The sequence below is a fragment of the Limnohabitans sp. 103DPR2 genome (genome assembly GCF_001412575.1).
Taxonomy (GTDB): Bacteria; Pseudomonadota; Gammaproteobacteria; order Burkholderiales; family Burkholderiaceae_C; genus Limnohabitans_A.
On the sequence record NZ_CP011834.1, the window covers coordinates 61,063 to 84,920 of the forward strand.

Sequence of the window (23,858 nt, forward strand, 5' to 3'; positions counted from 1 at the left end):
TCACAGAGTTCGAATTAGATCGGCTTTTCAGCCTTATTTTGAATGCGTCAAACTTGGCATAACTTCCTTGATCATGAAGCCGCTTGCCTGAATATTTCCAAGCAAACAACCGATCAAAGTTATAGGGTCAAGCCGCACGAGCAATTAGTATCAGTTAGCTTAACGCATTACTGCGCTTCCACACCTGACCTATCAACGTCCTGGTCTTGAACGACTCTTTAGGGGGCTCAAGGCCCCGGCAGATCTCATCTTGAAACGAGTTTCCCGCTTAGATGCTTTCAGCGGTTATCTCTTCCACACTTAGCTACTCGGCAATGCCACTGGCGTGACAACCGATACACCAGAGGTGTGTCCACTCCGGTCCTCTCGTACTAGGAGCAGGCTTCCTCAAATCTGCAGCGCCCACGGAAGATAGGGACCAAACTGTCTCACGACGTTTTAAACCCAGCTCACGTACCTCTTTAAATGGCGAACAGCCATACCCTTGGGACCGGCTACAGCCCCAGGATGAGATGAGCCGACATCGAGGTGCCAAACACCGCCGTCGATATGAACTCTTGGGCGGTATCAGCCTGTTATCCCCAGAGTACCTTTTATCCGTTGAGCGATGGCCCTTCCATACAGAACCACCGGATCACTATGTCCTGCTTTCGCATCTGCTCGACTTGTCAGTCTCGCAGTTAAGCACGCTTATGCCATTGCACTATTATCACGATGTCCGACCGTAACTAGCGTACCTTCGAACTCCTCCGTTACACTTTGGGAGGAGACCGCCCCAGTCAAACTGCCTACCATGCACTGTCCCCGATCCAGATAATGGACCTAGGTTAGAACCTCAAACACACCAGGGTGGTATTTCAACGTTGGCTCCACCGAAACTAGCGTTCCGGCTTCAAAGCCTCCCACCTATCCTACACAGATCTGTTCAAAGTCCAATACAAAGCTACAGTAAAGGTTCATGGGGTCTTTCCGTCTTTCCGCGGGGAGATTGCATCATCACAAACATTTCAACTTCGCTGAGTCTCTGGAGGAGACAGTGTGGCCATCGTTACGCCATTCGTGCAGGTCGGAACTTACCCGACAAGGAATTTCGCTACCTTAGGACCGTTATAGTTACGGCCGCCGTTTACTGGGACTTCAATCAAGAGCTTGCACCCCATCATTTAATCTTCCAGCACCGGGCAGGCGTCACACCCTATACGTCCACTTTCGTGTTTGCAGAGTGCTGTGTTTTTATTAAACAGTCGCAGCCACCGATTTTTTGCAACCCCATTGGGCTCCCTCTGTTCGAGTTCACCTACTAGGGGCATACCTTCTCCCGAAGTTACGGTATCAATTTGCCGAGTTCCTTCTCCAGAGTTCTCTCAAGCGCCTTAGAATACTCATCTCGCGCACCAGTGTCGGTTTGCGGTACGGTCGTTACAAGCTGAAGCTTAGTGGCTTTTCCTGGAAGCAGGGTATCACTCAGTTCGTCTGCAAGCAGACTCCTTATCACCCCTCATCTAAGCCCGGCGGATTTGCCTACCGGGCATGACTACAGGCTTGAACCAACATATCCAACAGTTGGCTGAGCTAACCTTCTCCGTCCCCACATCGCACTTGTAATCGGTACAGGAATATTGACCTGTTTCCCATCAGCTACGCATCTCTGCCTCGCCTTAGGGGCCGACTCACTCTACGCCGATGAACGTTGCGTAGAAAACCTTGCGCTTACGGCGAGGGGGCTTTTCACCCCCTTTAACGCTACTCATGTCAGCATTCGCACTTCTGATACCTCCAGCATCCTTTACAAGACACCTTCACAGGCCTACAGAACGCTCTCCTACCACTTGCAATAAATTGCAAATCCGCAGCTTCGGTAACTGGCTTAGCCCCGTTACATCTTCCGCGCAGGACGACTCGATCAGTGAGCTATTACGCTTTCTTTAAATGATGGCTGCTTCTAAGCCAACATCCTGACTGTTTTAGCCTTCCCACTTCGTTTCCCACTTAGCCAATTTTAGGGACCTTAGCTGGCGGTCTGGGTTGTTTCCCTCTTGAGTCCGGACGTTAGCACCCGGTGCTCTGTCTCCCAAGCTGTACTCGACGGTATTCGGAGTTTGCCTTGGTTTGGTAAGTCGCCATGACCCCCTAGCCAAAACAGTGCTCTACCCCCGTCGGTAATACTTGAGGCACTACCTAAATAGTTTTCGGAGAGAACCAGCTATTTCCAAGTTTGTTTAGCCTTTCACCCCTATCCACAGGTCATCCGCTAATTTTGCAACATTAGTCGGTTCGGACCTCCAGTACCTGTTACGGCACCTTCATCCTGCCCATGGATAGATCACTTGGTTTCGGGTCTACACCCAGCGACTATGACGCCCTATTCGGACTCGATTTCTCTACGGCTTCCCTATTCGGTTAACCTTGCCACTGAATGTAAGTCGCTGACCCATTATACAAAAGGTACGCAGTCACCCCTTACGAGGCTCCTACTTTTTGTAAGCACACGGTTTCAGGATCTATTTCACTCCCCTCCCGGGGTTCTTTTCGCCTTTCCCTCACGGTACTTGTTCACTATCGGTCAATGATGAGTATTTAGCCTTGGAGGATGGTCCCCCCATATTCAGACAGGATTTCTCGTGTCCCGCCCTACTTTTCGTTAACTTAGTACCACACGTTCCCTTTCGCATACGGGACTATCACCCCCTACGGTCAGCCTTTCCAGACTGTTTTGCTAAAGATCGTGCTATCACTAACAGGCTCTTCCAATTTCGCTCGCCACTACTTTCGGAATCTCGGTTGATGTCTTTTCCTCGAGCTACTGAGATGTTTCAGTTCACCCGGTTCGCCTCGCATACCTATGTATTCAGTATGCGATACCCCTAAGGGTGGGTTTCCCCATTCAGAAATCTCCGGATCAAAGCTTATTTGCCAGCTCCCCGAAGCTTATCGCAGGCTTTCACGTCTTTCGTCGCCTATCATTGCCAAGGCATCCACCATGTGCTCTTAGTCACTTGACCCTATAACTTTGACTTCTCTTATCGAGAACCCATCGTTTATTTCAAGGACTGATTGTCAGGTCTTTCACCTGACGCGTTATGCCGTAATGTGAATAACTCTTTGACACAGGCATTGCTGCCCATATCGAGAACTTTATTCGTCATTACTGAATTCAAACTAGGTTTGAATATTCGTTTTGACGCAATCAAAAATCTCGTCATTAAGGGCACGGTCTGCACTAAACCTTTACGAATGTGCAGTTTCCCTTAATGACATCTAATTCGACTCTATGAATTTTTAAAGAACAGCCGTGAGTCTTGCGACTCGTTGTTAATTGATAGATACCAATCAACACCAAAATAGCCTCATTGAAGGCAACTTTGGTTTTGAATGAATTTCTTCAACCACGATAAGAATACAAACAATAAATTGGTGGAGGATGACGGGATCGAACCGACGACCCCCTGCTTGCAAAGCAGGTGCTCTCCCAGCTGAGCTAATCCCCCGTTTTTTTACGTGTCTTGTGTGAAAGGACTGGTGGGTCTGGTTGGTCTCGAACCAACGACCCCCGCCTTATCAAGACGGTGCTCTAACCAACTGAGCTACAGACCCAAGCCGGTCGCGTCACAGCACCAGCATTAAGCCAATGTCGTCGGCGACAACCTTCCAACAACCGATAAGTGTGAGCGTTCAATTTTGATTGCAGTTTTTCCAGAAAGGAGGTGATCCAGCCGCACCTTCCGATACGGCTACCTTGTTACGACTTCACCCCAGTCACGAACCCTGCCGTGGTAATCGCCCTCCTTGCGGTTAGGCTAACTACTTCTGGCAGAACCCGCTCCCATGGTGTGACGGGCGGTGTGTACAAGACCCGGGAACGTATTCACCGTGACATTCTGATCCACGATTACTAGCGATTCCGACTTCACGCAGTCGAGTTGCAGACTGCGATCCGGACTACGACTGGTTTTATGGGATTAGCTCCCCCTCGCGGGTTGGCAACCCTTTGTACCAGCCATTGTATGACGTGTGTAGCCCCACCTATAAGGGCCATGAGGACTTGACGTCATCCCCACCTTCCTCCGGTTTGTCACCGGCAGTCTCATTAGAGTGCCCAACTAAATGTAGCAACTAATGACAAGGGTTGCGCTCGTTGCGGGACTTAACCCAACATCTCACGACACGAGCTGACGACAGCCATGCAGCACCTGTGTTACGGTTCTCTTTCGAGCACAAATCCATCTCTGGATCCTTCCGTACATGTCAAAGGTGGGTAAGGTTTTTCGCGTTGCATCGAATTAAACCACATCATCCACCGCTTGTGCGGGTCCCCGTCAATTCCTTTGAGTTTCAACCTTGCGGCCGTACTCCCCAGGCGGTCAACTTCACGCGTTAGCTTCGTTACTGAGTCAGTTAAGACCCAACAACCAGTTGACATCGTTTAGGGCGTGGACTACCAGGGTATCTAATCCTGTTTGCTCCCCACGCTTTCGTGCATGAGCGTCAGTACAGGCCCAGGGGATTGCCTTCGCCATCGGTGTTCCTCCGCATATCTACGCATTTCACTGCTACACGCGGAATTCCATCCCCCTCTGCCGTACTCTAGCTATACAGTCTCAAATGCAGTTCCCAGGTTGAGCCCGGGGATTTCACATCTGACTTATATAACCGCCTGCGCACGCTTTACGCCCAGTAATTCCGATTAACGCTTGCACCCTACGTATTACCGCGGCTGCTGGCACGTAGTTAGCCGGTGCTTATTCTTACAGTACCGTCATGAGCTCCTAGTATTAGTAGAAACCTTTTCGTTCTGTACAAAAGCAGTTTACAACCCGAGGGCCTTCATCCTGCACGCGGAATGGCTGGATCAGGCTTGCGCCCATTGTCCAAAATTCCCCACTGCTGCCTCCCGTAGGAGTCTGGACCGTGTCTCAGTTCCAGTGTGGCTGGTCGTCCTCTCAGACCAGCTACAGATCGTTGGCTTGGTGGGCCTTTACCCCACCAACTACCTAATCTGATATCGGCCGCTCCAATCGCGCGAGGTCTTGCGATCCCCCGCTTTCATCCATAGATCGTATGCGGTATTAGCGTAATTTTCACTACGTTATCCCCCACGACTGGGCACGTTCCGATACATTACTCACCCGTTCGCCACTCGCCACCAGACCGAAGTCCGTGCTGCCGTTCGACTTGCATGTGTAAAGCATTCCGCCAGCGTTCAATCTGAGCCAGGATCAAACTCTATAGTTCGATCTTGAATTTTTTCGCTCTTTCGAGCAACTCATAAAAACGGAATTGAAGTGAACTTCACTTCTATTCTCATGAGCGTTTGTAAGTCAGTTAAGACTTAGTTCCGTAGAACTTGGCAATCGCCATCAAACGCCCACGCTTATCGGCTGTATATTTTTAAAGATCTCGTTGCAAACAATTTCAGGCCGAAGCCCTTGTTGTTTTTGCATCACTCGCTGCGATCAGCGAAGCCTTGCAGTATAGCACGCATTTTTTGCCTGCTTTGAAAAAATTTTCATATTTTTGAAAAATTTTTTCAGCCTCTTGGTTTCGACTGCAACTGATTTTTTGATCAAGTTGCCGCTCTGCCCACAAGGCTTTACTTGCCACCTACTTTGAAAAACCATGAATGCTTTTCAACGGCTTTTGGCGGAAGCCTTGCTGTTGACGTCTTAAACAACTAGTCAGCAGCGAAGCCCTCCACTATAGCACTACTTTTTAGAGGCTGGCAATAGTTTTGTAAAAAATTTTCCGGCCTCATTGATAATGAGCCAATGGCTTTAATCACTTTATTGGACGCATCACTGGCTTTCGGCCACGTTGCACTCTTGGATCACGCAGACTTTGCGCTCGAAACATCCGAACGGATCGGCCTGATTGGCCGCAATGGCACAGGCAAATCATCCTTTCTGAAAATTCTGGCTGGCATGGAGCACGCCGACGATGGCAACTTGCATGTTCAGCAAGGCATTCGCATTGCCTATGTGGCGCAAGAGCCCTTGCTAGAAACTGAAGACTCAATTTTTGAATCTGTTCAGCGCGGCCTTGCACCCGTGATGAAGTTGATCGATGATTACAGCAATTGCGTCGGCGATTTGGATGCCCTGCAAAGTCAAATCGAATCGCTAGACGGTTGGGGCTGGGAGCAACGCGTTGAGGAGACATTGCATCGCTTGCATTTGGACCCCACTGCCAAGATTGGCACGCTTTCTGGTGGCAATCGCAAACGTGTGGCATTGGCACAAGCACTGGTCACTCGCCCGGACGTCTTGTTGTTAGATGAACCCACCAATCACCTGGACTTGGATTCCATCTCCTGGTTAGAGCAATTGCTGATCGACTTCAAAGGCAGTGTGGTGGCCATTACGCACGACCGCGCTTTCTTGGACCGCATTGCCACATGCATTGTGGAATTGGACCGCGGCAGACTTCGAAGCTATCCGGGCAACTTTGCGCAATACCAAATCAACAAAGAAGAACAGTTGGCGCAAGAGGCCGTGATCAGCGCCAAGGCCGACAAACTGTTGGCACAAGAAGAAGTGTGGATTCGCAAAGGCGTTGAAGCCCGGCGCACACGCAGTCAAAGTCGCATAGCGCGTCTTGAAAATTTGCGCGCCACGCGCAGTGCCCGCAGAGAACAGGTGGGACGTGTCCGCATGGAGGTAGCATCTGGCGCACCGAGTGGCAAATTGGTGGCCGAATTAAGCGATGTGTGCAAATCTTTCACGTCACCCGAAGGCGATGTGAAAGTGATTGTGAAAGACTTTACCGCCACCTTGTTGCGTGGCGACAAGATCGGCTTGCTGGGACCCAACGGCGCCGGCAAAACAACGCTGTTGAAAATGATCTTGGGTGAACTTCAGGCCGACAGCGGCAGCATTCGCCAAGGCGCCAATCTTCAGGTGGCCTACTTTGATCAAATGCGAAATGCATTGGACCTTGAGGCTTCGCTGGAAGACTTCATTAGCCCAGGCAGCGAATGGATTGAAATTGGCAACAAGCGCCAACACGTGAAGAGCTACTTGGGTGACTTCTTGTTTTCACCAGCGCGTGCCACATCGCCTGTGAAGTCTTTGTCGGGCGGCGAACGCAATCGCTTGCTATTGGCCAGACTCTTTGCACGCCCTGCGAATGTCTTGGTGCTGGACGAGCCTACCAACGATCTGGACATCGACACCTTGGAATTGCTTGAAGAGTTGTTGCAAGACTACGAAGGCACCGTGTTCTTGGTCAGTCACGATCGCGCCTTCATGGACAACGTGGTGACCAGCATCATTGCCTGTGAAGCAAGCGATGAAAATCCGGGTTTTTGGCGCGAGTACGAAGGCTCGGTTCAAGATTGGCTGACGCAATCACAGCGCAGTCAAACGATTCAAGCGCAAAACAAAGCGGCGGCGGCAAAGCTGGCGGGGACGCTACAAGGCACGACCAGTGCGCCGGCTAAAGCCTCAGCCACAACGGAAGCCACACCAAAAGTTGAAAAAAGCACCGCTTCTGTTCAGCCCGCCCCAACGGCCCCTGTTGCCCCAAAAAGCGCAGCCAAGCTCAGCTACAAAGAACAACGCGAATTGGACAGTCTGCCCGGTTTGATTGAGTCACTTGAGAATGAGCAGAAGCAAGTCCGATTGACCTTGGAGGACAGCAGCTTGTTTGCCAAAGATCCTGCAAAAGCAACCGCCTTGTATGCGCGAGATGCTGAAATTGACTCAGAATTGATGGCCGCGCTTGAACGCTGGGAAACACTCTCTGCCAAGTAATTGGCGGCCTTCACAGCACTTCACACACATCCACCATCAGTGACATGAATTTCATCCTGAGTTCAGAAGAACTGACCGCATTGTTGATTTTGTCGACCGCGGCTAGCTTTACACCAGGGCCCAACACCACCTTGTCGACGGCTCTGGCCGCCAATCAGGGCTTGCGCTCGGCCATGCGCTTCATCTTGGCGGTGCCAGTGGGTTGGGGTTTGTTGTTAAGTCTCTGCATGGCGGGCCTTGGACATTTGGTGTTGGCCATCCCCGCTTTACGCTGGGTCATCATCATCAGCGGCACGCTGTATTTGTTGTGGATGGCCTATCGTCTCTGGGGCACCAGAGAACTCAGCAACGCAAATGAAGCCCGTTTGACGATCACCTTCTTTCAAGGTGTGGGGGTTCAATTTCTGAACATCAAGGCATGGATGCTTGCACTGTCAATCGTGGCAGGCTGGGTGGCCGGCAAAGAAGATGCCTTGGGCAGAAGTTTGGTGCTTCTACCCATCATGATGGGATTTGGCTTGGTGAGTAATTTGACCTACGCTGTGATGGGCAGTTTGCTTAGACAATGGTTGGCACAAGGCATCCGCTTGCTGGTGTTCAATCGCTGCATGGCAGCGGCTTTGGTCTTCACGGCCATCTGGATGTTTAAAACAAGTCTGTAGAAACGGATCGCTCGCATGACTTCGAGACCCTTCAAACAAGTGGATGTGTTCACACCGGTTGCCTATCTGGGCAATCCTGTCGCGGTTGTCTTGGACGGTACGGGCCTCAGTGATGCGCACATGCAAAGTTTTGCGCGCTGGACCCAATTGAGTGAAACGACTTTCCTCTTCCCACCAACGCCCAAAGCGAAAGCGCAAGGCGCCGACTACAAGGTGCGCATCTTTACACCAGGCGGTGAATTGCCTTTTGCAGGTCATCCCACATTGGGCAGTGCGCGAGCTTGGCTGAAAGCAGGAGGGCAACCCCAAGATCAAGGCGTGATCGTCCAAGAGTGCGGCGTCGGTTTGGTTCGCATCGAGTCACAACAAGGCAGATGGGCTTTTGCAGCCCCCCCCACACAGCAGCGTGCGATCCCTGAGGACAAGTTGTCAGCCCTTGTGCAAGCGCTTGGCATTGCAGCCCATCAGGTGATCGCTTGTCAGATCCTGAACAATGGGCCTGAATGGTGGTCGTTTTTATTGGACAGCACCGAAACAGTCCGCAAGCTGTCGCCCGATCATTTGGCTTTGAAACAATTGGGCATCAAAGTGGGCGTTGCTGCCATCACGCAACACGAAGAGGCGCCTTCAGGTTTGCTGATTTCACGCAGCAATCGCGAATCGAGGGCATTTGCGGGAAGGGCTTCAAACGCCAACTCATCGGTCATGGCCGACAAAGAACCAAACTTGGAAGTGCGCGCTTTTGCCGCAGCCATCGGGATCACGGAGGACCCCGTGACAGGCAGTTTGAATGCCTCCTTGGCGCAATGGCTGATCGGTTCTGGCAAGATGCCCGCTCAATACTTGGCCAGTCAAGGTCAGGCCTTGGGCAGGCAGGGACGGGTCCATATTCAACAAGATTCGCAAGGCCAAGTGTGGGTCGGTGGCGACACCGTGGTCTGCATTGAAGGCCAAGTGGCATTAGACTGAACACCATGGGACAACTGATATTGGTGCGTCATGGACAAGCTTCCTTTGGCGCTGAAGACTACGATCAACTGAGTGACTTGGGCAAGCGCCAGAGCATTCGTTTGGGACAGTATTGGAAACAGGCATCAAGTCATCGACCTGATGCTTTGCACTTCGATGCCGTGCTCATGGGCAGCCTCAAACGCCACCGTCAAACTTGGGAAGGCATTGCAGAAGGTGCCGAACTAAACATGACGCCAGAAGTTTGGCCTGCGCTGAACGAATACGACAGCCATGCACTGATTGAAACGGTGCATCCCCAGCCCTTGGCCAAGCCCAATACACCCGAGATGTACAAACATCATTTCCGCTTGCTGCGAACCGCTTTGCAAAAGTGGATGGCTGGCGACACAGCGCCCAAGGGCATGCCAAGCTACACTGAATTTGCACAAGGCATTCAGGATGTGTTGCAACATGTCAGAACGCGCCACCAAGGCCGAGTGTTGGTGGTGTCCAGTGGCGGCCCCATTTCAACAGCTGTGGGCCTGGTACTGGGTGCACCCGCAGACACGGCCATTGAGCTGAACTTGCGAATCCGCAACACCGCACTGACCGAATTTACTTACTCCCCTTCAAGGCACATGCTGCTAACTTATAACAACTTGCCTCATTTGGAAGATGCAGCGCATCACCCCTGGGTGACATATTCTTAAAACACACGCATGTGATGTGAGCCACACAAGCGAATCGCTGTTGAGATGGTGTTTATCCCGATAAGACCCGCGCATATTTCTTGTCAGAATGACAAGCATGCAACCCGAGTCATCGCATCATTCAAACGGCAAGCCCACAATGGGCATTCGCTTTAGGCAAGACGTCACCCAAGCGTGCAAGGCTTTCTTGGAGACACATGGCATACTGCGCGATGTGGTCGTTGAATGTCAGGAGGGCATCACCCGATGCTACATGCGTGAAGATTGGGTAGCGAGGTTTGCGCCCAATTTCAACACCTTGTCCTTGCATGCGCACGCTCAAAATTTAACGCAAGAAATTCTGTGGTCGCTCTTCATGTCGCCACATGAATTTGAATTTGAAAACACAGAAGCACTTGCCAGTGCAGTCCGTGTTCGAGAAAACATAGCGAGGGCGGCAAGTAAAACAGCGGTCGCCTTTCGAACTGAAGCGGCTGAGCGTCCGGCAGACTGCTGGCGCTATGACGAAGCTGCCGGATTTGTGTTGCAACCGGGCACGTGCCTGATCCATGCATTGATCTGCGCGACACAAGCCGCGACCACAGGCAAGCATTACGACTTCTCATGCTATCGCGCCAGCGAGTACGTGATTTTGTTGGGACTGGCACAAGAAGCACAAATGCACCACCCTTCATTGCTGGCAGCGATGCAAAAACTGAACGAGGTGCATGCCGTTCGTTCTGGCCAGTTTCACGAGGTGTACTTGCATGAATACGGCTCACTCGAAGCGCCATTGCCGGTTCATTTTTTTGTACCCGGCGATCGACTTTGGTTTAGAAACCCACACGAAGCATCCTCCGATGTCACAGGCTATGAGGGCTCTTGGGTGATTTACATGGGCGGCGGCTTGTTCAGCAATTTTTGGAAGCACGATCAGCCATTTACGCTGTCAACCAAATGTGTTGAGATTTACCACTGGCGTGACGGGCTTCGTACCAACTCACATGGCGAAGCTTGGATCGATGAAAACATCGTCGAAGCGTGTGTGAATGAAACCTTGTCAGATCCGCAAAAAATGGACCATGTCTTGGGTGTGATGATGCGCATGCGCGATGGCAAAGGCATTTACGCCGAGGGTGGTTGTCTCGATGCCAGCCGCGAGTGCCCACAGCAAATATACGTGGGCGATTGCGAACTCCAATTGCCCGTTATTGCTTAACTTCCAATTAAAGAAAGCCAATGGCCTTCGTCAATTGCGAAGGGTGCCAGGTGGAAGGCGGTCTATTTCCAACAACAGTGCAGCCAGTGAGCGGCCAGCGGCCTCTAACAAGGCTTGGCCCTTCTCTGCTGTAGCGGCAGCTGCGTTGCCCGCTGCGCCAGCGGGGTTGTAGTCTTGCATTTGCCAGGCCAGTTTGGCACTGCGCCCGTTGCCCAGAATGGGGAAGTTGGCGGCTCGTTCTTCCGACATGGATTGAAAATTTTGGGCCAGCGCCATGCGCACCTTTTGAGGCGTAAGGGCCAACATGACGGACGTTTCGACATCGCCGGCGTGCACGCCAAATCGATGTTCATGTGCAGAGAACAAAGCATTCACATCGTCGCCTTGTGCGTTGTGCATCGGCAACTGATACCAATTGACGCTGTAGACCAACATGCCCAATCGGGCACGTAAATCTCGCGCCACCACATCCATGGCGCCCACGTGACCACCATGTGAATTGAACAAGACCAACTTGTTGACACCTGCTGCTTTCACGGATTCGGCAATGTCGGTCCACAGGCGAATCAAGGTGTCAGGCTTTAAGGTGAGTGTGCCGGGAAACGCTGCATGCTCGGGGCTGAGGCCAACATTTTGGGTAGGCAAAAAGTAGACGGGCAAGGCTGCCGCGCTGGCCTCTTGACTTGCAAGCAGGTGAGGCAAACTGGCCTGCACCACCCCGTTCACGATGTCTGTATCGACCGACAAAGGCAAATGGGGGCCATGCTGCTCCGTTGCGGCAAGGGGCAACACGGCAATGGCGCGTGAAGTGTCGATGCTCGCAAAATCGAGGGTGGTCAGTTCTGACCAAAAGTGGATCGCGGTGGGCTTGGCTGACGAACTTTTCATGGCGTCAGTTTAATTGAGGCACAGCATTTCGGGGAATGATTTTGCGGTGTAGAGTTAGAACATGGCATCGTTGCTATTTTTGGAATGCTTCTGGCTTATGTTGCTTTTGAACTTTCGTCGCTTTTTGAACCCTCTCAGGCTCGCCATGCTGCTGGCTTGGGTCTTCGTCGTGGGCGTCTTGTCAGCGCAAGCACAAACCCCAGCGCAATTGCTGGGCAATGCCAAGGTGTCCAATGTGGTTCAAACCCAGCAAGTCAAAGCCAGCCTGTTGGCCCTTGCGCCGCAGGGCATTGCGGCGGGCCAAACCATTTGGCTGGGCCTTGAACTGCAGCATCAACCCCATTGGCACACTTACTGGCGCAATCCCGGTGACTCTGGACTGCCCACCGAGCTCACTTGGAAACTGCCTGCAGGCGTTTCGGCATCGCCTTTGATTTGGCCTGCACCCAAAATGATTCCCATTGGCCCCATGGCCAATTTTGGCTACGAAGACACGGTGTTGCTGGTAACACCCCTTCAAATTGACAAGGGCTTCAAACCGTCTGCCACGCTCACCACCTTCGATGTTCAGCTTCATGCCAATTGGCTGGTTTGCAAACAAGAATGCATTCCGCAAGAAGGCGATTTTCAGTTGTCGATCCCGCTCCAAGGCGCCACCGTCATGGCATCGGCTTCATTTCAAAAAGCACTGGCACAGCAAGCAACACCTTTGAAAGGCGCCCATGCAGCGCGCATTGCGGACGATGGCCGCTCGATTCAACTCAGCATTGCAGCATTACCGGACGAATTGAAAAAGGGGCCTTGGACCGTGTTACCCCAAACGGCCAATGTGATTCAGAACAATGCAGCGCCCCTGATCCAAGGCACCTCTCAAGACGGCAAGGAACTGACACAGGTTCAAGTGAAAGTTTCCAGTGAGCGAATGGACAGCCCCAAGGAAATGGCGTGGCTGTTGATGCAAGGCAAGGCCGAAGCACCGACGGGATTGCAGTGGACTTTCAATACGCCCGTACAAGGTCAGTGGCAAACGTTCACAGAAGACGCCAAACCAGCAACCCCGCCTGCGGCATCAACCGTCAGCAGCTTGCCCGCGCCTTTTGCCACCTGGGCCTTGGCGCTGTTGGGTGCATTTGCGGGTGGCTTGTTGTTGAATTTGATGCCTTGCGTTTTTCCAGTTTTGGCCATCAAGTTGCTGAGCATCACGCAGCACTCTGACAGCCCCAAGGCGATGAAGGTGTCTGCTTGGTCTTTTACCGCAGGCGTGTTGATTTCATTTTTGCTGCTGGGCGGTTTGATGCTGGCACTTCGAGCAGCCGGATCGCAATTGGGCTGGGGCTTCCAATTGCAATCGCCTTGGGTCGTGGGTGGCTTGGCCATGTTGTTTGCAGTGATGGGATTGAACCTGTCGGGCCTGTTTGAATTTGGATCGTTTGTTCCGAGCAGCGTTGCTGGCGTTCAATGGTCCAAGACCTGGGTGAATTCGTTGTGGTCTGGCGTGTTTGCTGTGGTCATTGCTTCGCCATGCACAGCACCTTTCATGGGGGCTTCACTTGGCTTGGCGATCGGTCTTCCCGCTTGGCAAGCGCTACCCATTTTTGCAGCCATGGGTTTGGGCATGGCACTGCCTTTCATGGCGGTAACTTTCAGCACGGCTTGGGTGAACCGTCTGCCACGGCCTGGTGCATGGATGGTGACGTTCAGACAGTTCATGGCGTTTCCCATGTATGCAACTGTCATTTGGTTGGTCTGGGTGCTGGGCCAACAAGTGGGCATGGAGGGCGTCACGGGCTTCCTGATTTGTTTGCTCAGCTTGGCCTTCATGTTGTGGGCCTTGGCACACCAAAGCAAAACCGCTTGGGCTTTGCGGAGCTTCGCCGCACTGGTGCTGCTCGGCACTTTGTGGCAATGGGGCGCCAGTTGGACACACATCGACCCTGACTCGGGCAATCTGAATGGCAATGCGGGCCTTGCTGCCGCAAATGAATCTGCATCTGCATCAAACGCTAAGGGCGCGCAAGCTTCTTCGGGTGTTGTTTGGGAGGCTTGGTCTGAAGACAAAGTGGCCAAGGCCAGGGCGGCAGGTCAACCGGTGTTTGTGGACTTTACGGCGGCTTGGTGCGTGACGTGTCAGTTCAACAAAAAGATAACTTTCAGCAACCCCGCCGTGATCTCCGACTTTGCACAAAAGAAAGTTTTGCTGCTGCGGGCCGATTGGACACGCTACGACCCGGCCATTACCCAAGCCCTCAACGCGCTGGGCCGCAATGGCGTGCCTGTGTATGCTTGGTATGCACCCGGTCAAAACGTGCAACTGTTGTCTGAATTGCCGTCGGTTTCAGAGATTCAAAATTCATTGAGCCAAGTGAAGACATCGCCATAATTTGGATTGACGCATGTCAATTGAGAGCCAAGGCAGCAGATCGTCTGCGAGAATGCGGCAGAACCATTTGGAAACGCCGCTACGGCTTTGATTGCGATGACCTCTGCCAGTTTTGCCCCTTTGACCAACGACACTTTCTTGCGTGCATGCATGCGCCAGGCCACGGACCACACGCCCGTCTGGCTGATGCGGCAAGCGGGCCGTTACTTGCCTGAGTATTGCGCCACACGCGCCAAAGCGGGCAGTTTCATGGGCCTGGCCACCAACGTGGACTACGCCACCGAAGTGACCCTCCAACCCTTGGCGCGCTATCCGCTGGACGCCGCCATTTTGTTCAGCGACATTTTGACAGTGCCCGATGCCATGGGCTTGGGGCTGAGCTTTGCGCAGGGTGAAGGCCCACGTTTTGCCAAAAGTGTGCGCGATGAAGCGGCAGTGGCCGAACTGCAAGTGCCCGACATGGCCAAACTGCGCTATGTGTTTGATGCGGTCACGTCCATTCGCAAAGCCTTGAATGGCAGCGTGCCTCTGATTGGCTTTTCAGGCAGCCCTTGGACACTGGCTTGTTACATGGTGGAAGGCAAAGGTTCGGACGACTACCGTTTGGTTAAAACCATGTTGTACAGCCGTCCTGATTTGATGCACCGCATTTTGGAGATCAATGCGCAATCAGTGGCCACCTACCTCAACACCCAAATTGAAGCTGGTGCGCAAGCCGTCATGATTTTTGACAGTTGGGGCGGCGTGTTGGCCGATGCGGCATTCAAGGAGTTCAGCTTGGCCTACACCGCCAAAGTGCTGTCGCTGCTGAAGAAAGAGCACCTGGGCGTGCGCATTCCCAGCATTGTTTTCACCAAAGGCGGCGGCTTGTGGCTTGAAGAGATGGGTCAACTCGATTGCAACGTGCTGGGTTTGGACTGGACCATGAACTTGGGACGCGCCCGCCAAATGGTGGGGGGTGCCGTGAATGGCCCGGGCAAAGCCTTGCAAGGCAATATTGACCCCAATGTGCTGTTTGCGCCGCCTGCGCAAATTCAACAGGAAGTGATTCGGGTGTTGGACAGTTTTGGCAAGCCACACACCGATGCCAACAGCACAGGACCCACGCATATTTTCAATCTGGGGCACGGCATCAGCCAGTTCACCCCCCCAGAACACGTCTCAGCCCTGGTAGAGGCCGTTCACAGCCATTCCAAGGCGCTGCGAAAATGATGTTTGAGAGTTGGTGCCCCTACGCGTAAAACCCCCTAAAAAACTGAAAATATTTTTAAATTTTTGGGTTTTTTCTATTGACTTATGCACAAAAGCAATTTCAACAGATTTTAAAATTCTCAGCTTGCATGCGATCTTTCTGACAGCAGCATGATATCGCTAAGTTATTGATTTAATTTAACTTTATGAATCTGCTCAGTTCTCGAGCAATCCAAGCAAAGCCTTATTTTTCAAGGCTTTCCGAGGCATCAGAATGAGTTTTCAACAAAGTTATCCACAGTTTATTGGGACTGCTTCTAAAGATCTTGAAAAACAACGACTTACCTGTGATTTCAAGAATATTTATGAGCAAGAAAATGACAGAATGCAGCAACGACTTCAATGTGAAGTTGCAACACAAGGGACTTGATGCAAATGTGGCTTGACGTCGCAGTTTCGGCGCCCGCCCACAGCCAAGTGGGTGGGCTGCTCACGTACTGCACAGACCTGCCGGCGCAAGTCGGTCACTTGGTCCGCGTCCCCTTTGGCAAGCGCGAAGTCTTGGGTGTGGTCTGGCGCGTGCATTCGCAGGCTCCCTCTCATTTGGCACAAAGCGCCGTGAAAAATGTGGCGGCTGTGCTTGACGGTGTGAGCCCCTTAAGCCCACATTGGCTTCAGTTGGTTCAATTCACGGCGCAGTATTACCAACGCGCCATTGGTGAAGTGGCCTTGGCCGCCTTGCCGCCGCAATTGCGTGACCTGACACCCGTGCAACTGGCGCGCCGTTTGAAAAAACAAAGCGCATCCGACGCCTCCTTGAAAGCGGCACTGGCATCGCCTTGGCCTTTGTCAGAACAGCAAATCCAGGTGCTGGCGCAAATGGCGGAAGCACCGGGCCCCTTTTTGATCCACGGCGCAACGGGCAGTGGCAAAACCGAAGTTTATTTGCAAGCCGTTGCGCGGTGCCTTGCAGAGGATCCTGAAGCGCAGGCGCTGATGATGGTGCCCGAAATCAATTTAACCCCGCAATTGGAAGACCGTGTGAAAGCGCGTTTTGGTGACGAAGGCGTGGTGTCGATGCACAGTGGCATGACCGGGCCGCAACGTTTGAAAAGTTGGCTTGCAGCGCACAACGGTTCTGCGCGAATTGTGCTGGGCACACGCATGTCGATTTTTGCCTCCATGCCCAAGCTGAAATGGATTGTGGTCGATGAAGAACACGATGCCAGTTACAAGCAACAAGAAGGCGCCAGGTATTCAGCGCGTGACTTGGCCATTTACCGCGCAAGGCTAGAAGGTGCAAAAGTGATTTTGGGGTCGGCCACTCCTTCTTTGGAGAGTTGGCACCAAAGTCGGCCTGCCGAAGAAGGCGGTCGTTATGTGCGCCTGCAAATGCCGGCGCGCATTGGTGCGGGCAAATTGCCTTTTGTGCGCCGCGTGGACATGAACCACCAACCCCGCAAAACCGTCTTGTCTGCACCCTTGATTGCAGCCATTCAAGAACGTGTGGCCAAAGGTGAGCAAAGCATGTTGCTGCTCAATCGACGCGGCTATGCACCTGTGCTGCACTGCGCCGATTGCGATTGGAAAAGTGAATGCGCGCATTGCAGCGCGTTTCGGGTGTTTCACAAAATTGACCGCACCCTGCGGTGCCACCATTGCGGCTTTACCGAGCGCGTACCGCGGGCCTGCCCGGCGTGCGGCAATGCAGACATTGCCCCGATGGGACGCGGCACCGAACAATTGGAAGAACATTTGGCCGAGCTGTTGGTGGACGTGAAACGACCAGACGGCCAAGCCGTTCGGGTGATGCGCATTGATGCCGACAGCACCAAACTCAAGGGTGCACTCGAAGCCCAATTGGCTGGCGTTCACAGCGGCGAAGTGGATGTGCTGGTGGGCACCCAAATGATCGCCAAGGGACATGACTTCAGGCGCATCACCTTGGTGGCCGCCATCAACCCAGACGGCGCATTGTTCTCCAGTGATTTCAGAGCACCAGAGCGTTTGTTTGCTTTGCTGATGCAAGCTGGGGGCCGTGCCGGCCGGGATGCTTCGCAAAGTGCGTCCAGTGAAATGTGGGTCCAAACCTTTCACCCTGCGCACCCCTTGTTTGAGGCGCTGAAAAAACACGACTACCCTGCGTTTGCAGAACAACAATTGAAAGAACGCTTAGAAGCTGGTTTGCCGCCCAGCAGCTTTCAGGCTTTGATTCGCTGCGATGCACGCATGCAGGCTGTGGCGCAAGCCTTTTTAAACCATGGCCATGCACAACTGCAAAGTCTGGCGCAAGACGATGCAGACGTTGCGGCCATGATGGCGGAGGTCAGTGTGTTTCCTGCCGTGCCCATGAGCATTCAACGCGTGGCCAATGTTGAGCGCGCGCAAATGCTGCTAGAAAGCACATCTCGTTCATCGCTGCACAAAGTGTTGGATTTGCTTCAGGGGTGTCTGCACGCGTCGCGCACGGATCCTGCGCACAAAGGTTTGATTCGATGGCTGGTCGATGTTGACCCGCTGGCCATTTGACGCAGCGCGCTATTGCAGCAAGGCGACCGCTGCCGAAAAGGTGAGAAAGGCCGCTGAGGTTGAGACCAAAATGATTCGCGCAATGCGGCCACTGTCAGCGCCAAAGCGCTCTGACAACATGGCCACATTGCTGGCACTGGGCAATGCCGCCACCAACACCATCACTTTGAGGGCGAAGACATCGATGGGGACACCCACCCCAATGGCCGCCAGACCCACCAGCAAAACCAACACGGGATGCAAAAACAATTTGATCAATGCAACGGGCACGTAGTCATGCCAAGTGAGGGGGCCGTGCTGTTGGTGATGCGCTATTTTTTGCGAACGCGCCAGTACGGCGCCAATGGTGAACAAAGCCACTGGTGATGCCGCATCGGCCAGCAAAGCGACGGTTTTGTCGACAGGCCCAGGCAATTGGCCTTGATAGGCGGAGAACAAAGTACCCAACAAAATGGACCACGGCATGGGATTTTTGACCATGCCCAACAAAGCATTTTTGGTAGCCTGTGCGGCACCTTGTTCGCTGGCACCATCTAAACGAGAAAGTGCCACACACAAAGAGGTGGTGATGACCATGTCAATGACGATGGTCACAATGGCAGGTCCCGCAGCGGCAGATCCTAGCAGTGCAACCAACAAAGGCACGCCCATGAAGCCCGTATTGGGAAAGGCGCCGACTAAGGCACCAAACGCGCCATCGTTCCAACCGATTCGACGATTCATGGTGACCGCTAAGACAAAAGCCACCATGACCAAAGCGCAAAACAAGTACATGAAAAACGCGCCCGCATCGAGCAGCTGTGCAATGGGGGTACTGGCACCAAAGCGAAACAGCATGCAAGGCAACGCGAAAAACAACACGAAACCATTGAGGCCAGGAATGGCTTCAAAGGGCAACAGTTGTCGGCGCGCAGCCACATAGCCGCAAAAGACCAATGCAAAGAAGGGGAAAGTGACGCGCAAGACATCTAACATGGTCCACATTGTGCCTTGGAAATTGAGCCCGATTTGCCCGCTATGATCCATGACCACACCGCGTGACTTCTGCTGCGGTGTTTCTGTCCAAATAGCATGTCGTCCCCCTCCTTCGGTTTAAACCCCGCTCAACTTGAAGCCGTTCACTACGTCAAAGGCCCTTGCCTTGTGTTGGCGGGCGCTGGCTCGGGTAAAACGCGAGTGATCACGCAGAAGATTGCGCGCTTGATTGAAGTGGGCTTAGAACCCAAGCGCATTGCAGCCATCACCTTTACCAACAAAGCGGCAAGCGAAATGCGCGAACGCGCTCGCAAACTGATTGGCAAAGATGCCAAGGACGTGATGATTTGCACCTTCCACGCACTGGGCGTGCGCATCATGCGACAAGACGGTCACGTGCTGGGGCTCAAGCCACAGTTCAGTATTTTGGATGCCGACGATGTGGTGAGCATCTTGAAAGATTGTGGCGGCACCACAGACGCCAACACAGCGCGTCAATGGCAATGGGCCATCAGCGCTTGGAAGAACAGCGGCTTGAACAGTTCACAAGCCGAGGCCATTGCCAAAACTGAAAACGAACGCGTCACCGCGCGCATCATGGGCCGCTACGAAGAGCGTTTGGCAGCCTACCAAAGCGTGGACTTTGACGACTTGATTGGATTGCCCTTGAAACTGCTGGCCGATTTTCCAGAGGTTCGAGAGCGTTGGCAGGCGGCCATGGGCCATGTGCTGGTTGACGAATACCAAGACACCAATGCCACACAGTACGAAGTGCTGAAACACTTGGTGGGCGAGCGCGCTAGATTTACCGCGGTGGGTGATGATGATCAATCGATCTATGGTTGGCGCGGCGCGACGCTCGACAACTTGAAACGCTTGCCGCAAGACTTTCCACAGTTGAAAGTGATCAAGTTGGAGCAAAACTACCGCTCGACCAGCGCCATTTTGCGTGCCGCCAATAACGTGATCGAACCCAACCCCAAGCTCTATCCCAAGACGCTGTTTTCTGAACTGGGTGAAGGCGAACCTGTGCGCGTCATGGATGCAGACAATGAGGAACACGAGGCCGATCGCGTGGTGGCCCGCATTCAATCATTGCGCGCAGGTACCGCCACCACAGCAGGCGGTGTGCAATACCGCGATTACCGCGAGTTCGCCATTTTGTACCGCGCCAATCACATGGCAAAGCCTTTTGAAAAAGCTTTGCGACGCGCGCAAATTCCCTACAAAGTATCGGGCGGCCAGAGTTTTTTCGATCGCGCAGAAATCAAAGACTTGTGTGCATGGTTTCGCCTGTGGGTTAACAACGATGACGACCCGGCGTTCTTGCGGGCTGTCACCAGTCCCAAACGGGGCATTGGCCATCAAACTTTGGCGAGCCTTGGCACCTTGGCGAGTCAATACAAATTGAGTTTGTTTGAGGCCTTGTTTTCCAACAGCCTCAGCAGCCGACTTTCTGCGCGCGCCGTGGGCAGCCTGCACGAGTTTGGTCGCTTCATGAACGATTTAGAGTACCGCGCCAAAAGAACCCATGGCGCCGAAGAAGCCAAAGCCTTCTTGATGCAATGGCTCAAAGACATTGGCTACGAAAAGCATTTGTACGATGGCGAAGACAACGAAAAAGTAGCCGCAGCGCGCTGGACCAATGTGCTGGAGTTTTGCGATTGGATGGCGGGCCGGTGTGGCGGCACGATCGATGACGCGGCTGGCGTGAACGTGGCAAGTGAGACCAAATCTTTGCTGGAAGTGGCGCAAACCATTTCATTGCTGTCCACCTTGAACGAACGTGAGGAAGATCCCAATGTGGTCACCCTTTCAACATTGCATGCTGCCAAAGGTTTGGAGTGGCCGCACGTCATGTTGGTGGGCGTGAACGAAGGCTTGCTGCCCTTCAAAATGGACGAGGACAACAAAGAGTCGATCGATGCAGAAATTCACGCTGAGGGACAACTGACGCGCTTGCAAGAAGAACGGCGCTTGATGTACGTGGGCATCACCCGTGCACAGCGATCATTGGCGGTGAGTTGGACCAAGCGCCGCAAAAAAGGGCGCGAGACCATCGCGGCATTGCCCAGCCGCTTCATTGCTGAGATGGCTTTAGACAAAACCACCATCAAAGAAGACCCGCGCGAAAAACTTCGCGCTTTGCGTGCCGAGTTTGCGTTGAAAGCGGCTGCGGCTTCGGTTGTTCATAAGGACTGAATCACAACACGCAACGATGAAGCTTATTTGGCCAGCTGGGATGAAGCGCGAATCACCAGTGGGCTGCTGAGTTGACGCGAAGCAGGTTGACGTCCCTGCATCACCTCTTGCAAGGATTGCAAGAGCGCCCGTGCTGCTACATCCAATGGTTGATGAATGGTGCTCAAGGGCGGGAAACTGTGACGCGCGGCGTCCACATCGTCGTAGCCAACCACCGCCACATCTTCAGGCACCTTGAAGCCACGTGCATTGAGAACGCCCATGGCATTGATGGCAATCAAATCACTGGCCGCAAACAAGGCATCGATGGGCCGGTGTTGATCGCAAAATCGATGCATGGCCTGCTGCGCTTCTAGGGGAGTGAAGGGAGAGAGTATGACCCGCGACGGATCGACCGCAATGCCATATTTTTGCAGTGCTTTGCAATAGCCATCGTAGCGAAACTTGGCTTCACCCGAAGCGTAATCACCCATGAACGCAATGCGTTTGCGGCCCTGCTGAATCAGATGCTCGGTGGCTTCAAAGCCACCCCTGGCGTTGTCGCTGCCAACACTGCAGTAGAGCTGGTCTGGTAAATGTGCGCCCCACACCACCACAGGCACGTGTCTTTTGGCAAGCGCGTTGAGTTGATCATGGTGATCCCATTGACCCACTACCACCATACCAGCCACCCGACCTGAATCGTAAAGCGCAGCACACTCGTCTAAATGATCGGCATTCACACGCGACAGCAGCAAATCGTACTGTGCCTCGGTCATGGCATCGGCCAAATGGCCCAGCATCGACAAGAAGAAAGGATCTGTCACTTGCATGCGCAAAGAAGCCCGGTAGGGAATGACCAAGCCCAAGGTTCGGTTTTCGCCACTTCGCAAGTTCTTGGCACCTGCGTGCACTGTGTATTGATGCGCCTGCGCCAAGGCCATGATGCGCTCACGCGTTTCAGGCCGTATGGCTTCACTGCCATTCAAGGCTCGCGAGACCGTTGCCGTGGAGACACCTGCCAACTTGGCAATGTCTGACATTTGCAGTTTTCTTTTTTCCACGCTTTAAACAGTCAGAGGGCTGAAGGTGTTCAAAATTTCAACTGACGCGATCAGTTGCTGGCCGCCCAGATTTTCCAAAGTTGGGCAATGTCGACTGCTGTTGCATCGCCTTGCACGCTGTCCCACATTTTGAGCGCCGCGTCTTTTTGACCCGCTTTGAACAAGACGATGCCGGCGTGCAGGCGCGTTTCTGCTTCACGCCTTAAGCCACCCACGCTCAAGGCCTTGTTGTACTGAGCTTGTGCCAAATCCCATTTTTGTTTCGCGGCGTAGACATCAGCCAAACTGGCCAAAGCGTTGCCATCTTTGGCTGACTTCTCCAAAGCGGGCAAGGCCTTGTCGTCTTCGTTCAAACGCTGCTGAATTTGTTGACGCAACTTTTGATGGTTGGCCGCGTCGCTGCCTTTGCCCATCAAGCCGACACTGTAGGCCTGCTCGACAGTTCGCGCAGCTTCAGCAGGCAAACCTGCTTTGAGCGCCAAGTTGGCCATGTCGATGAATTCAATGCTGTCCTCCAAGTTGCCAGTGAGTTCGAGCAAGCGGTACAGGTCCAGATCGAAACGGGCGTTGAAGTTGGCCTGACGCGCCAAACGCGGAATCATCTCAGCCCAATAGGCTTTGGAGGGATAGTTTTGCAACAACAACTTCAAGGTGGCGTTGTACCCTGCATCGTCTTTCAATTGACGTTGGCTCACGGCCATCAAGCGCAATTCACTCTCGGGGGTTTTGAGCTTGGCAGCCTCGTCCGAACGCATTTTGTCTTTCACTTCTTGAACCACTTCGTCATGTCGTTTCATCACGGACAAGGTTTGAATGAGGACCGGCCGAACCGAGGGGTTGCTGCCTTCGAGTTTTAAATAGATGCGAGCCCAATCGACCACTCGCTGGTGGTCCTGCGCCTGTTGGCTGGCATTGAGCAAGGATTCGATCAAAGGTCGCTTTTGTGCAGCGGGCGCATCTGCCGGCATCTCTTGAATCAAGTTCTCAAGGGTGCTGACAGCCACAGGAAAATTCTTAGCCTGAAGCGCCGCCACAGCCAAGGTGCGTTGAATGATGGGTTTCTCGACGGGGGTGATGCCTGGCATGGCCAAGACTTGCTGTGACAAGCTCAAAGCGTTGTCGACTTGCCCCGCCTTCAGGGCATCTTGGGCCGCTTGCAAGCTCTTGGCCACTTCAGGTCGAATGGCAACTTGGGTTTGCGCCTGAGCGGCAAAGCCAAAGCAAAGCAAGGCAATTGAAAGCAAAAGAGAGGGGCGATAAAGCTGCATGACGGACTCTTCAAGAAAGGACTGGGTGACTGTATCGGCAGACCGACTGTAATTTTGGTACAAGAATTCGAATTTTCCGCTATTTTGACGCAGCCTCAATGCATCCCTCAGGA

The 23,858-nt window shown here is 53.1% G+C and carries 14 protein-coding genes, 2 tRNA genes and 2 rRNA genes; 10 read left to right on the forward strand and 8 right to left on the reverse strand.

All coding sequences use genetic code 11. The annotated features are described in order from the left end of the window. Nucleotides 1-123: 123 nt before the first annotated feature. The 4 genes from L103DPR2_RS00265 to L103DPR2_RS00280 form a co-directional block, all read right to left on the reverse strand. A 23S ribosomal RNA gene (locus L103DPR2_RS00265) occupies nucleotides 124-3,002 on the reverse strand. 410 nt (nucleotides 3,003-3,412) lie between these two features. Next, nucleotides 3,413-3,488 (reverse strand) — tRNA-Ala (locus tag L103DPR2_RS00270). A gap of 29 nt (nucleotides 3,489-3,517) precedes the next feature. Then, nucleotides 3,518-3,594, reverse strand: a tRNA-Ile gene (locus L103DPR2_RS00275). Nucleotides 3,595-3,697: 103 nt separating this feature from the next. Further along, a 16S ribosomal RNA gene (locus L103DPR2_RS00280) occupies nucleotides 3,698-5,232 on the reverse strand. Together the 16S and 23S rRNA genes with 2 tRNA genes alongside form the textbook arrangement of a ribosomal RNA operon. 533 nt (nucleotides 5,233-5,765) lie before the next feature. Here L103DPR2_RS00280 and L103DPR2_RS00290 point away from each other — a divergent pair. The 5 genes from L103DPR2_RS00290 (at nucleotide 5,766) to L103DPR2_RS00310 (ending at nucleotide 11,269) form a co-directional block, all read left to right on the forward strand. Beyond that, nucleotides 5,766-7,748, forward strand: coding sequence for an ATP-binding cassette domain-containing protein (locus L103DPR2_RS00290; RefSeq protein ID WP_055359222.1), 1,983 nt, complete (start codon nucleotides 5,766-5,768; stop codon nucleotides 7,746-7,748). A gap of 44 nt (nucleotides 7,749-7,792) precedes the next feature. Then, entirely contained in the window at nucleotides 7,793-8,410 is a 618-nt protein-coding gene (locus L103DPR2_RS00295; RefSeq protein WP_055359223.1) for a LysE family translocator, read from the forward strand. Between the two features lie 15 nt (nucleotides 8,411-8,425). Continuing rightward, complete coding sequence (locus L103DPR2_RS00300) at nucleotides 8,426-9,379, forward strand: PhzF family phenazine biosynthesis protein (RefSeq protein WP_055359224.1); 954 nt, start codon at nucleotides 8,426-8,428, stop codon at nucleotides 9,377-9,379. A 5-nt stretch (nucleotides 9,380-9,384) separates the two neighbouring features. Continuing rightward, on the forward strand, nucleotides 9,385-10,071 hold the full coding sequence (locus L103DPR2_RS00305) for a histidine phosphatase family protein (RefSeq protein WP_055359225.1): 687 nt from the start codon (nucleotides 9,385-9,387) through the stop codon (nucleotides 10,069-10,071). Between the two features lie 88 nt (nucleotides 10,072-10,159). Then, nucleotides 10,160-11,269, forward strand: coding sequence for a hypothetical protein (locus L103DPR2_RS00310; protein ID WP_156339833.1), 1,110 nt, complete (start codon nucleotides 10,160-10,162; stop codon nucleotides 11,267-11,269). A 30-nt stretch (nucleotides 11,270-11,299) separates the two neighbouring features. Here the strand turns inward: L103DPR2_RS00310 and L103DPR2_RS00315 are convergent, their stop codons facing one another. After that, nucleotides 11,300-12,157 (reverse strand): creatininase family protein, encoded by an 858-nt coding sequence (locus L103DPR2_RS00315; RefSeq protein WP_055359227.1) that lies wholly within the window; start codon nucleotides 12,155-12,157, stop codon nucleotides 11,300-11,302. A gap of 97 nt (nucleotides 12,158-12,254) precedes the next feature. Here L103DPR2_RS00315 and L103DPR2_RS00320 point away from each other — a divergent pair, with 97 nt between their 5' ends. The 4 genes from L103DPR2_RS00320 to priA all read left to right on the forward strand — a co-directional run bounded on the left by L103DPR2_RS00320 (nucleotide 12,255) and on the right by priA (nucleotide 18,257). Further along, on the forward strand, nucleotides 12,255-14,537 hold the full coding sequence (locus L103DPR2_RS00320) for a protein-disulfide reductase DsbD family protein (RefSeq protein WP_055359228.1): 2,283 nt from the start codon (nucleotides 12,255-12,257) through the stop codon (nucleotides 14,535-14,537). A gap of 96 nt (nucleotides 14,538-14,633) precedes the next feature. Continuing rightward, on the forward strand, nucleotides 14,634-15,749 hold the full coding sequence (gene hemE / locus L103DPR2_RS00325; RefSeq protein WP_055359229.1) for a uroporphyrinogen decarboxylase: 1,116 nt from the start codon (nucleotides 14,634-14,636) through the stop codon (nucleotides 15,747-15,749). Between the two features lie 253 nt (nucleotides 15,750-16,002). Next, nucleotides 16,003-16,158, forward strand: coding sequence for a hypothetical protein (locus L103DPR2_RS14275; protein WP_156339834.1), 156 nt, complete (start codon nucleotides 16,003-16,005; stop codon nucleotides 16,156-16,158). 5 nt (nucleotides 16,159-16,163) lie between these two features. Next, on the forward strand, nucleotides 16,164-18,257 hold the full coding sequence (gene priA, locus L103DPR2_RS00330; protein ID WP_055359230.1) for a replication restart helicase PriA: 2,094 nt from the start codon (nucleotides 16,164-16,166) through the stop codon (nucleotides 18,255-18,257). Between the two features lie 9 nt (nucleotides 18,258-18,266). Here the strand turns inward: priA and L103DPR2_RS00335 are convergent, their stop codons facing one another. Further along, nucleotides 18,267-19,232: an AEC family transporter gene (locus L103DPR2_RS00335; protein WP_055361744.1), complete on the reverse strand. Its 966-nt coding sequence runs from the start codon at nucleotides 19,230-19,232 to the stop codon at nucleotides 18,267-18,269. A gap of 96 nt (nucleotides 19,233-19,328) precedes the next feature. On the opposite strand from L103DPR2_RS00335, the gene L103DPR2_RS00340 reads away from it, so the two are divergent. After that, nucleotides 19,329-21,434: an ATP-dependent helicase gene (locus tag L103DPR2_RS00340; RefSeq protein WP_055359231.1), complete on the forward strand. Its 2,106-nt coding sequence runs from the start codon at nucleotides 19,329-19,331 to the stop codon at nucleotides 21,432-21,434. A 23-nt stretch (nucleotides 21,435-21,457) separates the two neighbouring features. On the opposite strand, the gene L103DPR2_RS00345 is transcribed toward L103DPR2_RS00340, so the two are convergent. Together L103DPR2_RS00345 and L103DPR2_RS00350 are read right to left on the reverse strand one after the other, a co-directional pair. Then, nucleotides 21,458-22,456, reverse strand: a complete 999-nt coding sequence (locus L103DPR2_RS00345) for a LacI family DNA-binding transcriptional regulator (RefSeq protein WP_055361745.1) — start codon at nucleotides 22,454-22,456, stop codon at nucleotides 21,458-21,460. Between the two features lie 71 nt (nucleotides 22,457-22,527). Beyond that, nucleotides 22,528-23,745, reverse strand: coding sequence for a tetratricopeptide repeat protein (locus tag L103DPR2_RS00350; protein WP_055359232.1), 1,218 nt, complete (start codon nucleotides 23,743-23,745; stop codon nucleotides 22,528-22,530). Between the last annotated feature and the right edge of the window lie 113 nt (nucleotides 23,746-23,858).